14 protein-coding genes are annotated in these 13,867 nt (G+C 35.3%); 7 read left to right on the top strand and 7 right to left on the bottom strand.

The annotated features are described in order from the left end of the window. Positions 1 to 816 precede the first annotated feature (816 nt). A complete protein-coding gene (locus GSM42_RS15900; protein ID WP_160802599.1) occupies positions 817 to 1,359 on the top strand; it encodes an HAD-IIIA family hydrolase in 543 nt (180 codons plus the stop codon). A gap of 98 nt (positions 1,360 to 1,457) precedes the next feature. Here GSM42_RS15900 and GSM42_RS15895 read toward each other — a convergent pair whose 3' ends face one another. Further along, positions 1,458 to 2,018, bottom strand: a complete 561-nt coding sequence (locus GSM42_RS15895) for a DUF4269 domain-containing protein (protein WP_160802525.1) — start codon at positions 2,016 to 2,018, stop codon at positions 1,458 to 1,460. Positions 2,019 to 2,073: 55 nt separating this feature from the next. On the opposite strand from GSM42_RS15895, the gene GSM42_RS15890 reads away from it, so the two are divergent. Next, on the top strand, positions 2,074 to 2,826 hold the full coding sequence (locus GSM42_RS15890) for an MBL fold metallo-hydrolase (protein WP_237446670.1): 753 nt from the start codon (positions 2,074 to 2,076) through the stop codon (positions 2,824 to 2,826). A gap of 4 nt (positions 2,827 to 2,830) precedes the next feature. Here GSM42_RS15890 and GSM42_RS15885 read toward each other — a convergent pair whose 3' ends face one another. Then, positions 2,831 to 3,388, bottom strand: a complete 558-nt coding sequence (locus GSM42_RS15885; protein WP_160802523.1) for a class I SAM-dependent methyltransferase — start codon at positions 3,386 to 3,388, stop codon at positions 2,831 to 2,833. 117 nt (positions 3,389 to 3,505) lie between these two features. Here GSM42_RS15885 and GSM42_RS15880 point away from each other — a divergent pair, with 117 nt between their 5' ends. Continuing rightward, complete coding sequence (locus tag GSM42_RS15880) at positions 3,506 to 4,216, top strand: serine/threonine protein kinase (protein WP_160802522.1); 711 nt, start codon at positions 3,506 to 3,508, stop codon at positions 4,214 to 4,216. A gap of 51 nt (positions 4,217 to 4,267) precedes the next feature. Here GSM42_RS15880 and GSM42_RS15875 read toward each other — a convergent pair whose 3' ends face one another. The 3 genes from GSM42_RS15875 to GSM42_RS15865 form a co-directional block, all read right to left on the bottom strand. Next, the gene (locus GSM42_RS15875) at positions 4,268 to 4,813 is read right to left on the bottom strand and encodes a DUF2812 domain-containing protein (RefSeq protein ID WP_160802521.1); all 546 of its coding nucleotides are present in this window, start codon (positions 4,811 to 4,813) and stop codon (positions 4,268 to 4,270) included. Continuing rightward, positions 4,810 to 5,157 carry a PadR family transcriptional regulator gene (locus tag GSM42_RS15870; protein WP_160802520.1) on the bottom strand — a complete coding sequence of 116 codons (348 nt, stop codon included), beginning with the start codon at positions 5,155 to 5,157 and terminating at the stop codon, positions 4,810 to 4,812. The genes GSM42_RS15875 and GSM42_RS15870 overlap by 4 nt, the downstream gene beginning before the upstream one ends. A gap of 124 nt (positions 5,158 to 5,281) precedes the next feature. After that, entirely contained in the window at positions 5,282 to 6,448 is a 1,167-nt protein-coding gene (locus GSM42_RS15865; RefSeq protein WP_160802519.1) for an MFS transporter, read from the bottom strand. Between the two features lie 295 nt (positions 6,449 to 6,743). Here GSM42_RS15865 and fabV point away from each other — a divergent pair, with 295 nt between their 5' ends. Next, positions 6,744 to 7,934 carry an enoyl-ACP reductase FabV gene (gene fabV, locus GSM42_RS15860; RefSeq protein WP_160802518.1) on the top strand — a complete coding sequence of 397 codons (1,191 nt, stop codon included), beginning with the start codon at positions 6,744 to 6,746 and terminating at the stop codon, positions 7,932 to 7,934. Positions 7,935 to 7,975: 41 nt separating this feature from the next. Here the strand turns inward: fabV and GSM42_RS15855 are convergent, their stop codons facing one another. Beyond that, positions 7,976 to 8,362: a VOC family protein gene (locus tag GSM42_RS15855; protein WP_160802517.1), complete on the bottom strand. Its 387-nt coding sequence runs from the start codon at positions 8,360 to 8,362 to the stop codon at positions 7,976 to 7,978. A gap of 439 nt (positions 8,363 to 8,801) precedes the next feature. Further along, on the bottom strand, positions 8,802 to 9,101 hold the full coding sequence (locus tag GSM42_RS15850) for a hypothetical protein (RefSeq protein WP_160802516.1): 300 nt from the start codon (positions 9,099 to 9,101) through the stop codon (positions 8,802 to 8,804). Positions 9,102 to 9,147: 46 nt separating this feature from the next. Between GSM42_RS15850 and GSM42_RS15845 the strand changes: the two genes are divergently transcribed. The 3 genes from GSM42_RS15845 to GSM42_RS15835 all read left to right on the top strand — a co-directional run bounded on the left by GSM42_RS15845 (position 9,148) and on the right by GSM42_RS15835 (position 13,734). Then, positions 9,148 to 9,285 carry a hypothetical protein gene (locus GSM42_RS15845; RefSeq protein ID WP_160802515.1) on the top strand — a complete coding sequence of 46 codons (138 nt, stop codon included), beginning with the start codon at positions 9,148 to 9,150 and terminating at the stop codon, positions 9,283 to 9,285. Positions 9,286 to 9,595: 310 nt separating this feature from the next. Further along, entirely contained in the window at positions 9,596 to 11,551 is a 1,956-nt protein-coding gene (locus GSM42_RS15840; RefSeq protein WP_202404963.1) for a toprim domain-containing protein, read from the top strand. A 23-nt stretch (positions 11,552 to 11,574) separates the two neighbouring features. After that, positions 11,575 to 13,734 (top strand): DNA gyrase/topoisomerase IV subunit A, encoded by a 2,160-nt coding sequence (locus GSM42_RS15835; protein WP_202404961.1) that lies wholly within the window; start codon positions 11,575 to 11,577, stop codon positions 13,732 to 13,734. The last annotated feature ends 133 nt before the right edge of the window (positions 13,735 to 13,867 follow it).

Here is a 13,867-nt window from a genome sequence, read left to right as displayed (position 1 = left end):
ATAAGTAGACTACGCTTGTTGGCAGGTTTTACTAGGTCATTAAGATTGTATATAATAAATAAGTACACATCCTCACCGTGATACTGGAGTTATTGTCGCATGGAAGATGAGAAGCCAAAGCCTAACTGCTTGAAGCCTCAAATGAAACAATTATCTTATAAGCAGATGATAGAAACTGCCATTTTTTTATGAGTACAGTATTAGGATTTCTTTCTATTCTTAGATTGTATTGGCATGTTGACCTAATTGGTGTTTAAAGCAGCTTTGTTTTTCTTACGCAAACCATTCATACACTAAATTTCTCCCTTAGGTAGGACAGAACATATTTATTATATATAAACGCAAAAAATAGGTGATGTAGCGTTGATAAGTGCATACCATATAGTATAATCTGGAAGGGAATTAACGAAAGGATGAGAATGTTTGAAAGATATCGAGCCATGGGGAACTTAATTTACCCAAACAAGAGATTGTATTGCTGATCTAGTGGATACAGATGGCTCTGCTTGAAGTTCTACACTATCAACTTCCTCAGAATGTACTTCCAATCACCTCATGCTAGAATAAAAGATGTTTTTTGTGCCGATTTCGGTATCCCTCTTTCCATAAGATTTCTAAGATTAAACGAGGAAGAAAGTTGCACTCACGAATAGATCTGTAGAGCAAGAATTTATTCATTAAATTTGATCAGTTCTTCTAGAAACTGCTTCCTAAAGAAGGAAGTAGTTTTTTATCAAGTGAATGAAATATATCGCATTTTTGCTTTTATTAGAATTTGAATTCATATTTAACAAAAGGAGGACTCGAGTTGTGGGAATTTTTCATACTATGGCAGTTTTTTTGGATAGAGATGGAACAATTGGGGGAGATTGTGAAGTGCAATATCCTGGAGAGTTTCACTTATATCCGTTAGTTAAAGAAAGAATAGCTCTCTTAAAAGATTTCGGAGTAAAGATCTTCTCGTTTACCAATCAACCAGGGATAGCAAAAGGAGAAGAGACCGTAGAATCATTCCATGAGGAAATGTTATCTTTTGGCTTTGATGGAGTTTATCTGTGTCCACATTCCCACAAAGATGGCTGTTCTTGTCGAAAACCATTACCTGGATTGCTTTATCAGGCTGCACAGGATCATCAATTAGATTTGAGTAAGTGTGTCGTGATTGGAGATCGCTGGTCAGATATGGTGGCTGCACAGGATGCAGGGTGTTATAAAATACTTGTGTTAACAGGTGCAGGTGAAGAAGCATTAGGGAAATATCGTCACAAATGGAAAACCATTAAACCAGACTATGTTGCCTCAAATATCATACAAGCGATTCAATGGCTTTTCGTCAAAGGGGACAAGGATATTGGTTAAGTTCGAAGCAAATGCACAAAGAATTCATTATCTAGGATTAATATTCTGAGTTGGTTTTGTTTTTTGTTGTATTCGGAGCAAATACTCTATCCACTCTTTTAGGATGGTATAAGATGTGAGAATCTGATTTGTAACTCGATATTAGTGAGATTGTCTAGGAGTAATAATTCTTTATAGGGATCTCCATCTATATTTAATAATTTAATAAATGCTGGTTCGGTCTTCAAACCATTCTTTTTTAAGTTTTTTAGATTGCTTTTAAATGTTGGTCCTAGGATTGTCAATAAGCGATGTTCGATCAACATATGTCGATATCCATTTTGTTTAATCGTAGGAATATTTTGACCGAATATCTCAATCTTTGTATCCTTGTAGTTAAATGTAGCAACCACATAATTGGCTTTCTTTTTTTGACAAAAACATGGGTAGGATCTAAACATGGCTTGAAGGTGTTTTTGAAAAGCAATTTCATTTTTCACTTCACAAATGATGTCCAAATCGCTTGATTCAAGATCAATACCGATAGGGATAGTACCAACAAGTATCGGTTGATAAATACGGAGCTTTTTCATTATTTGCGTCTTCTGTAAGAGATCATATACTTTTTGCTGACGAGCATTGCCACGTTTTAAATAGTGAATATTTAAAAAATCATTCATATTCAAATACACCTTTCTAGATAAGTTTCGTTAGGAGAAGATAGGTTTGAAAACAATGATACAATTTTTAGGCACAAGTGATGCTCAAGGAGTCCCACGGATGTTATGTGATTGTGCAGTTTGTAGAAGTCCTCAAAATAAGAGGAGTAGGCCTAGTATATTTTTGCATTCTCGAACAAATATCTTGGTAGATGTATCTCCGGATTTTCGTCAACAATTTATTGATTGCAACCTTTCGATACCTAAAATCTTACTGCTTACCCATGCACATAATGACCATATTGCTGGATTAGGTGATCTTGCTGATTTATGCTTTTGGCAAAAATCAAAATTAACTATCATAAGTCCCCAAAATGTGCTGGACGAAGTGAAACAAAAGTATCCCTATCTTAATTCTTCGCGAAACGTTTATTTTCTGCCAAAAGACCATGTGGTTTTGGATGATATGTTTATTTCTTTTCACTTGGTCAATCATGGAAATAATGGAACTTCATACGGCATCAAATTTACTAGTAAAGACCGCCAATGGTCGTATGTATCAGATGTCATCTGTATGACATCTGACCAATTGAAACCCTTTTACCATTTAGATTTGTTGATTTTAGGAGCTTCCTATTGGGATGTATCTGACTATCCTCATCAACATAAAAGATCCATATACGATGTCAGAGAAGCACTTCAAGTAAAAGAGATGGTAATGCCTCAGAAAATGATATTGACACATATGTCACATGATATTGATATTTCCAAGAGAGTATTGCCAGAAGGTGTCTTTTTTGGGAGAGACGGTTGGAAAGTAATGATTTAACTGTCTATGAAAATGGTTTAAAGGCATCTAATATTAGTGATGCAAAATGCAATTCTCCATTTTTGTTTCTATGGTCATAACGGAAAGAGCGATATATGAATCCATCTCTTGCGTTCCAAGGGATGAAGTGAAACTCTCCATTCTCATCGCAATATTCCAATAACGTTATTTGAAATCCTGCCTCTTGGAACATTTCTGTTAATGTTTTATAATTATGGACGATTTGGTGAGTGAAAGCAGGATGGTTTTTCGGACCAGGTCCACCTATTTGAATGACTTTTTGATAGTCTTTGTTAGGGAAGAAACCATCTGGTACTGCACAGCGAATATAACCCTGTGGTTTTAAAAATTCAAAACAAACCTTTGCAGCAAGCACACCTTCTGAATAGGTTAAATGTTCCCAAACATGTTCTGCTAAGATGGCTGAAATGCTATTAGGTGTATACTGTTGTATCCAGTTATTCCGATCTAGTAAATTTAGTTCCTCTTTCTGGGTATGGATCCAACCAGGGTTATTGTGATAGTGATTTGTGCCTATCACAATACGGATATCAGAGAACATATTTTCACCTCTTTGACGAGTATTTGAACAGAGCATAGATTTCTCTACTATTTGTTTCCTTCATGGTATGATAAAGTAGTACTAATTCTAAATACAAAATCTTAATCAGGGTGGCAGATGCCATGCAATTTCAAATCAAAGGGGAGAATAAAAATTAGTATTGAATCTGACCCTTTAAAAAGATCCACAATTAGCAATGAATTAAGCACAATTAAATTAGAAAAGAAGGTCGATTCACAAGAGGTAACTGTTTTACACATCCCCGGCACTTTTCAGATAATTGGTGTAGGAACAGATGCAGTGGTGGTACAGCATGAAACCGAACCTACATTTGTCTATAAGATTTATGTTGATCAAGCAGTGCACAAGTGTGAAGTAGAGTATTCCATCTATGAGCAGTTAAAAGATTGTAAGACATATGCTGTCTGCTATGAAAAAGGACCAAATTTCTTAAAACTATCTTATGAAAAAGGTCCAACACTCTATCAATGTCTGGAACAGGGTGTGGAGATTAATCCTGAAGTAATAGAAGAAGTAGAAGCAGCACGGGAATATGCGAGACAAAAGGGATTGAATCCACGGGACATACATTTAGGAAATGTCATCTTTCAAGATGGTCATGCCAAAATCATCGATGTTTCCGAGTATCGCAAATCTGGAAATGATAATCGATGGGAGCATTTGGTAGAAGGTTACCATATGTTCTATTCTTATATAAAAGGTATGAAAATACCAACTTTCCTGATAGAAACTGTGAAAAAATTATACAAACAAGAAGAAGATATTGCTAGGTTTTTCACACGCCTACGTGACTTATTGACATTTTAAGGAAAAAGGATATCAAGGGGATAATCTCCAACTTGATATCCTTTTTAACTACTATGATTTTCGAACTTTATTTAATTTTTTCCAGTGTGCAAGATAGGGTAATCCAGTGAAAATAAGAGGGATTATTGTTATTGTCCCGAGAACAAGAAGAATATTACTCGCCCATAAAGGTAACCAAGTTCCTGAACCAACTGCATATAGCAGGAAAAATACACAACAAGAGATGAAAAAAGGTAATGCATATTTTCCCATTTTGTTTTTTTCAAGTTCGTATTTCTCTTCAAGAGTTGGTTGGTCTGTATAAATCGGTTTTGTTCCAACAGGAGCAGAGAAAATGTGTATTTCATTTCCAAATGAGCAAACAAGTGCCCAGCCTGCTGCCTCAAAAAAGTGAAAGTACTCTTCATCTGCGTCCTTTCGGTAATCTAGATTATAGATGAGTTCTTTTGATGTTCCTTTACGTAGTTTATAACCAAATCCTAAATAGGCAAAGGATTCCAAAAACCATCCTTCTTTAGCATATTGACTAAATCTTTGCATATCTTTTTTTTCAGAGAATGCTAGTCCACTGTTGTACACATATTTGACAGTTTTCATTTCGCGTCACTCCATTTGCTGGTTTTAAAAATCTCTTCTGCATGTCTTACCATATCACGCCTTCGTTGAATCTCTTTCTTTAATAGGGAGATCCCACTTTCGGTTGCAACATAAGTTTTTTTGTTTTGGGTATCTTTTGTTTTAATTTCTTTAATTAAGTTTGCTTTCCCTAATTTTTTGATCGTTGTGTACATGGAAGCAGGGCCAATTGATAAAGTGCCACTAGTCATCTCTTCGATTGATCTCATGATGGAATAGCCATGCTTCGCTTCTAATAGTGATAATAAAATATAATACGCACTATCCGTAAGTTCTCCCATTTCAAGGGTATCTGCTCGTGGCATAATCAATCTCCTCATCATTTATATCATTTAATGATATATCGTTGAATATAATATATTATTAAATGATATAAAAATCAACATTTAAAACGGAAAAAGCCCTTTCATATTGAAAGGGATGTATTCTTTATTCTTTTGAATTTTTCCAAGAGATAAAACAAAAATAAATGAAATAAAGCATACAAATACCACCAATAAAACCAAAACCACCAAATATATCGTTATCTTTGGTGAAGTAACTAAATCCCAATCCGATCACCATAATTGCTACGTATTGACCCAAAGATTGAAATGAGTCGATCGTAGCGCGCATGTCAGCTCGAATTTGATGATGCATGTAACCAGTCACGATTGGAACAACGACACCAGAAGCAAGGAAGATAACACCTATAACTAGTAAACTAGTGAAATGATGGATCAAAGCAATATACGTAAATCCAATTACAAAAATAACTTGAATATTAAGTAGAATGGAAGTTTGTGAGTAGTATTTTTGTAAAAACGGTGCTAGCAAGTTCCCAGGGATATGCAACAGCATGCAACAAGCTGAGAATAAGCCAAAATGGGATATTGGAATACTCAATTCACTAAGGTATAGCTGCCAAAATTCATCTACAAAGTTGAGTGAGGCCCCGATGACGATTCCAGTTAAAACAACCATGAAAAGATGAGTATGGCTTCTAAAAAAGAAAACAGATTGTCTCACATAATCGAACAAACTTGGTAATGGCTCAGTATGTTGTTTATAAATAGGTTCCTGTAAGGTGAAAGAGCACCATAGGACAGCTACCATACTGAGAAAAGAGATCTGATAGTTGAATTCCAAAGAAAAATAAATAGCTAATAAACTACCGCTAAGAGCGGCGATTAATGCTGCTACAATTTGACACACTTCCAACAGCCCGAGATGTTTTTCAAATAGGTGTTCTTTTTTATTTTGTTGCAGCGATTCATAAAGAAAGGCATTTTCAGTGCCACTTAGAAACGAGTTACTTACGCCAGCAAAAATGACAACAAGGGCAAAATGCCAAAATTGCGTAGCATATAATAATAGAAGAAACTCAAAACAGGCTAAAAAGGCACTGACGAGAAGCATCTTTTTGCGACCCCATCTATCGGATAAGATCCCGGTTGGGACTTCCAATAACAAAATGGTGATAGCATAGATGATTTCGGTATAAATCACGAGTTGTATAGCCATGCCACGCTGTTCCCAAAATAAACGTTCAATCACATAAGCAGGAATAAAACCTTGAAAAAAACGAATCAAATATAGTTTCCAAATATTATACATCTCTGAATTTTCCTCCCTAAAGTTAGATTGCAAGTTGCACAATCCACCTAAGGAGGGGAACGAGGAAAGGGATAGATTTGTCCTTAGTTGGGTGGTCGTATTGCTGACATTTTCATCCTCCTTATTCCGGTATTGTCTTTATCATACTTTGAAATTGGCTTAAACAACAAGCATACAAAGGCATTTGACGATTATACTGTAAACTTGCTGATATTTTCGGTATACTATAATAGAATTAGTACTTGGTCTTAATTTTATCTACATATCTTACGCTAATGAGAGAGGAATAAATACGATGATTGTTAAACCAAAGTTCCGTGGGTTTATTTGTACGACTGCTCATCCAGAAGGCTGTGCAACAAAAGTACAAGAACAAATTAACTACGTAAAAGCACAAAATAAAATAGAAGGTCCAAAGAAAGTGCTTGTTATTGGTGCCTCTACAGGTTATGGCTTGGCTTCTCGGATCACTGCTTCTTTTGGAGCTGGTGCTAGTACCATTGGAGTATTTTTTGAACGGCCTGCATCAGGAAAACGGACCGCAACTGCTGGCTGGTATAATACCGTTACTTTTGAAGAAGCAGCTGCACAAGAAGGGTTATATGCAAAAAGTATTAATGGAGATGCTTTTTCTGACGAGATTAAACAACAAACGATTGACTTGATTAAACAAGATTTAGGTCAAGTTGATTTGGTAGTATATAGCCTAGCTTCACCTGTACGTGTCCATCCAAAAACAGGGGAAAAGTTTAACTCTGTCATCAAGCCGATTGGAGAAGCATTTTCCAATAAAACAGTTGACTTCCACAATGGCGAGATCTCTGAAATTACTATCAATCCCGCAACCGAAGAAGAAATTCAGCACACCATTGCTGTGATGGGTGGAGAAGATTGGCATTTTTGGATGCAAGCATTACAAGAAGCTGGAGTTCTTGCAAAAGGTGCGAAAACGGTCGCGTATTCTTACATTGGACCAAAGGTAACTCAACCGATTTATCGAGATGGTACGATTGGAAAAGCCAAGAACGATTTGGAACAAACAGCGAAAACAATTCAAGCAGAATTAAAATCTCTTGATGGAAGTGCATATGTTTCTATCAATAAAGCACTTGTTACTCAGGCAAGCTCCGCTATTCCAATTGTTCCCCTTTATATTTCTTTGCTCTATCGGGTAATGAAGGAACAAAACTTACACGAGGGATGTATTGAGCAAATGTACCGTCTGTTTGACGATCGTTTGTATGCAGCAGAAACACCAGTGGACGAAGAAGGACGTATCCGCTTGGATGACTGGGAAATGAAAGCTGAAGTTCAAGATCAGATTTCCAAGCTTTGGAGTCAACTGACAACAGAGAATCTAAGTGATTTATCCGATATTGAAGGATATCGCAAAGAATTCTTCCAACTTTTTGGGTTTGACCAATCAGAAGTGGATTATGATGCAGAAGTAGATGTAGTGAAGAGCATTCCTAGTATTGTAGAGTAATTTGGATACAAAAACTCCCTTGTGAAAGGGAGTTTTTGTATTTACAGGTGTTTGTTTACTTGAGTAAAGACTTGAAAACAAACTCCAAATTTATCAGTTACGATGCCGTATGCAGGGCTAAATGGCATTTCACACATAGGTAAATGTATTTTTCCTTCTTCTATTAAAGAATGATAAATTTGTTCCGCTTGTTTTCTGTCTGGTGTGGTGATACAAATATTAACTTGATTTCCTTTTTGATAAGGTATTTCAGAGATGAGATCAGAAATCATCACTTGGCTTTCTCCGATTTTTAGCACTGCATGATCAACTTTATCTCCATTCATTTGAATAAAGGCAACTTCTGCATCTAGTATTTTTTCGTAATAAGTTATTGCTTCTTTTGCATTTCCGTCCATCATGAAAAAAGGGATCATTTCTAAGCTCATATCATCCAGCTCCTTTGTTTTCGTTTTACAACTATAAATATAAACTCTGATAGTGACAAGTTCTGTCTTGATTATGAAAAGTTTTTTCTGCAGTGTTTATCAGTAAATTTTGTTATTTTTTTTTCATTAGGACAATTGGGGATAAGGAGCTAAAGAATGAAATAGATAGACGGAGGATCTTACTAACATCACTGTTTGGCATCATCAATATTTGTTAGAGTAGAAATTTGCTTTGGGTTCTATGCATAGAAAGCATCTACTTTCGGGATTTTCATGTTGGATGTGAATCTGTATTTTTTGATTTTACACGTAGTATGGGTATTCATTGGGTTTATGGATTGCTGCTTAAATCTGTAAAATGACCAGCTATTTTATGCAGTAAAATAAGATGGACCATGATCAATTCACATTGTCATGGTCGTTTTGGCGGATTAGCTGGCTAATACCATCCCACCGTATGTTCTTTTGAGCTGGTACAGAATGCTACTCCTCGAAAAGTGAGTTTTTCGATTTCTGGATTGTTTTTCATAGGAACAATTTGCAAAAAGGAGATCAGTCCACTAACAGGGTGAATATGCACTTCATTTCCCGATTTTCGATGAGTAAAGATCAGATCTGGAAAGTAGATCATTGTCCTTGTAGATCGTGAAGCACATATTCCTTTTACAAAATATTCACCCAATTCACCAAAAATCTCAAAGTTCTTTCGGTTTCGTGTTTCGTAGAAATGCAGTGGCATGATACCTCTCTAAGAATAACCGTATTTTTCATTATAGAGGATTATCATGAAAATAGATATATTTATTGTTTTGCATACCACTTTATATGCGGTTTTTGGCGTATCTGAAGAAACACATCAACTTCACAGCAAAAATATCGAAATGATTTTAGTCGAAAAACGAGGAATTGCTAACTGCATTTGATTTGGGTATTGGACTTGGTTCTATCTTTCTTGGTATTGCATACATTTTCCCCTGTGAACTCACTACTTTTAATTACTGGTCTTATATTTGTATTTTTTGTGAATCAAGTTAGAAAACAACCTATTTCTTTCCCACAAAAACACGGATGAAAAGTTAGAAAATAGCGAACAAACCTACCCATTTCTTTTTGTAGTGCGTGGGTAAGTTTGTCCGTTTCTACTTGACAAAAGAACATATATATAATTATCTATTTTTAGATAATTAATAGATAATAAAGATGAAACAAAGGAAACTAAAGGGGGTTCACTTGTTGAGTATAGATACATATAATTCTGATTCCATACAATCACTAGGTATTCTTGGTGGTGTTCGAGCAAAACCTGCCTCGATTGGTCTGGAAAATCATAATCATACCTTTATTGAGATACTGGCAAATGCAATTGATGAATATCGCGAAGGTTTTGGGAAGGAAATCATCATCACAAAGCTTTTGGATAGATCAATCACAATTCAAGACTTTGGCCGTTCTGTACCAATGGATAAAAACAAAGATGGAGAGTATGCGTATAAAAAAGTTTTTGATGAGCTTTGGTCTGGTGGAAAGTATAACAATAATGATACAACTGGTAATTATCAGTTTTCACTAGGAACAAATGGAGTAGGGGCAACAGGAACTAATTATACCAGTGATTACTTTGAGTGTACGGCAGTTAATGCGAATGGGTATAAATATTATATCCGTTATGAAAAGGGTTTGCAGGTTGGTGAACTGATCAAGGAAAAACATAAATTGGATTATCGTGGCACGTTGATACACTGGTTGCCTTCTGCAGAAGTTTTTCGTGGTGAGAATGAAATAGATACAGATTTTATAAAAGAAACGCTTAAGAATCAAGCTATCGTAAACAGTGGTTTAAAGTTTACCTTTATTAATGAGATACAAGGTGAAGAGGAAGTCTTTTTTTATGAAAATGGTGTCTTGGACTATATTGATGAGTTGAGCGGTGGGAAAAACTTTACGGATGTTGTTCAATTTAGGACGGAGACACAAGGAAAAGAAAAAAATGAAGAATCTGAGTTTAAGTTTAAAGCAGAGATTACCTTTGCCTTCCATAACGAAGTAAAGCATATGCAGTTTTTTCATAACTCATCCTTGTTAGAACATGGAGGAACTCCAGAAAACTACATCAAAAACGCCTTTACCAAAGCGGTAGATTATCTCTTAAAAGATAAGTATACAAAAGGAGAGAAAAAGGTTAGTTTCGATGATGTAAAAGATAGCCTCATTGTTATTAGTAATTCGTACTCCACCATTTCTTTGTATACAGATCAGACAAAGAAAAAGATGGAGTCCAAGTTTGTACAAGAGTATATGACACAATATCTTCGAGAGAAGCTTGAGGTGTATTTTATTGAAAATCCCATCCAAGCGCAAAAGATTGCTGATCAGATTCTCATTAACAAACGTAGTAGAGAAAAAGCAGAAAAAACAAGATTAGATGTGAAAAAGAAGCTTCAATCATCGGTTAATAATATTACGAATCGAATCGATGGTTTTATCAATTGCAAATCAAAAGATAATAATCAAACTGAATTGTATATTGTGGAAGGGAAATCAGCTCTTGGTTCGACTAAACAAGGTCGAGATGCTGAATTTCAAGCGATTTATTCCCTACGAGGCAAGATATTGAATTGTTTAAAAGCAGATTACGACAAAATTTTTAAAAACGATATTATCGTAGATATGGTAAAACTATTAGGCTGTGGGATTGAAGTGAAGTCAAAATATAATAAAGACTTACACACTTTTGATCTGAATAACTTACGGTGGTCCAAAATTATTATCACAACAGACGCAGATATTGATGGGTTTCACATCCGAACATTGCTGTTGACGGTGTTGTATCGCTTGATGCCAACACTTATCGAAGCTGGAAAAGTATACATCGCAGAATCTCCCCTCTATGAGATTACCCACAAGGACAAGTCTTATTTTGCCTATAGTGACAAAGAAAAAGATGCAATCGTAAAAAAGTTAAAAGGAAAAGTTGTTATTCAACGATCCAAAGGATTGGGAGAGAATACAGCAGAAATGATGTGGGAAACAACGATGAACCCTGCTTCGCGCAAATTGATTCAGATTGTGAAAGAAGATGTGGATGTTACGCAGCAACACTTTGAATTATTTTTAGGGGACGACTTACAAGGGCGTAAGAAATATATTGAAGAAAATCTGCATGCGTATATTGATGTAGCATTGGATTAAAAGAGTAAAGGAGGTTGACACAATTGATTCTACAAAACATTACCGAGAGCTTGAAAGATAACTATATGCCGTATACCGCACATGTGATTATGCATCGTGCATTACCTGAAATTGATGGATTAAAACCTAGTCAACGACGTATTCTTTATACGATGTTTCAGATGGGTTTATTAAAGAGTGGCCGGAAAAAGTCTCAAGGTGTAGTGGGACAAACAATGTTTTTACATCCTCATGGGGATATGGCAATATATGAGACATTAGTGAGATTAACGAAGGACAATGAGTCATTGCTCATTCCTTATATTGATTCAAAAGGAAACTTCGGAAAACATTATTCTCGTGATATGAAATACGCGTCTGCACGTTATACAGAGGTAAAACTGGGTGCAATCGCGGGAGAACTTTTTCGAGATATTGAAAAGAATACCGTTGATATGATTGAAAACTATGATGGTACATTGCAGGAACCACGACTACTCCCAGTAACTTTTCCATCTATTTTGGTGAATAATTCAAGTGGAACAGCTGTGGGAATGGCGAGTAATATTGCACCTTTTAACTTAAATGAGATTATTGATTACACCATTGCTAGTATTAAGAAACCTGAGACGGACGTAATGCAGTATATTCAAGCACCTGATATGCCTACAGGTGGAAATATTATTTATAATGAAAAAGATATGCGACAGATCTATGAAACTGGAAAAGGATCATTCAAAATCCGTTCTACTTATCGGATCGAAGGCAACTCTATTATTTTCGAAGAAATCCCCTACACAACTACATTTGAAGCGATTATTGAGAAGATTAGTCAGCTTGTTAAAGAAGGAAAGATTAAGGATATCGTTGATATTGATGATATTTATGGCATTAACACCAAAGGGATTGAGATAACCGTAAAAAACAGCACCAATAAAGCTGTGCTTATCGAAAAGCTGTTTAAAATGACACCATTACAAGATACATTTTCTTGTAACTTTAATTTAATTGTCAATGGAAGACCACAAACGCTTGGAATAAAACAAATCATTCAAGAGTGGGTTGCATTTCGGGGAAATGCCATCAAAAGAGGGGCCTTATTTGATAAGACAAAGAAAGAGCAAAAAAGACATCTCTTATTAGCTTTAAAACAAGTTTTACTGGATATCGATAAAGCAGTTGCTATCATTCGAGAAACAAACAAAAACAATCAAGTCATTGCAAATTTGATGTCAGCATTTCAAATTGACGAACTACAAGCTGAATATGTAGCAGAAATTAAATTACGTCATCTGAATAAAGAATATTTGCTTCATCGTATTGAAGAGATTGAAACATTAGAAAAAGAAATCGCAGAGCTTCATGAAATTATCCACAACAAGTCGAAATTGGATAGGAAAATGATACAACAATTAAAAAATGTGAAAAAAGTACATGGACAAGAAAGAAAATCTCAAATTATTTTTGCTGATGAGTTACCGACTTTAGCTCCAGAGGAAATCACGATTGACAACTACAATGTGCGTATCAGTGTCACAAAAGAAGGATATCTCAAAAAAGTTCCACTAACCTCTCTTCGCGGTGGGAATGCAATGAAAGTAAAAGACGGGGATGAAATAATTAATCAATATAGTACAACCAATCATTCTGATATCTTGATTTTTACTGATAAGTATAACTGCTATAAATACAAAACATATGAGATAGAAGATCATAAACTATCAGGTTTAGGAGAATACCTTCCAACTCTTCTTAACTTGCAAGATGAATCGATTCTTTTTGTAACGGTAACAAATGATTACAAAGGTAATCTATTAATTGGTTTTGAAGATGGCAAAGTAGCAAAAATAGCGTTAACCGCTTACTATACCAAACAAAATCGTTCTATGTTAAAGAATGCTTATGCCAATAAAAAGGCTCTTTATTGGGATCATATCCATGAAGATAAGGAGATATTAGGAGTATCTACGATAAAAAAAGCAATCGTTTTCCATACATCTATGATAAATCCGAAGACGAGCAAAACGACAATTGGAGTTCAAGCGATGAAATCAAAGAAAAATAGTGTAGTCGTTGGATACTATGATCTTAGTGGTAAAGAATTTGAGGAAAAAGAGTATTATGTTACAAAGGGAGCTGGTATTGGTAAGTATTTGCGAGGAAATGATTTCTCTTCTATATTAGCTCAAGGCTCTCTATTTTAATTATTAAAATGGGCTTGTATAAAAAAATGATTGTATAGAAAAACCTACTCTTTTGAGAGTGGGTTTTTCTATTAATCCATTTCTATCAAAGTCTTTCGTTTTTGATAAAGAAGGGTATTCGCCAAACACCGAA

The sequence above is a fragment of the Shimazuella alba genome, assembly GCF_009831235.1.
GTDB lineage: Bacteria > Bacillota > Bacilli > Thermoactinomycetales > Thermoactinomycetaceae > Shimazuella > Shimazuella alba.
The sequence above is the reverse complement of the archived record's forward strand: the minus strand, read 5'-3'. Positions and strand labels throughout refer to the sequence as shown.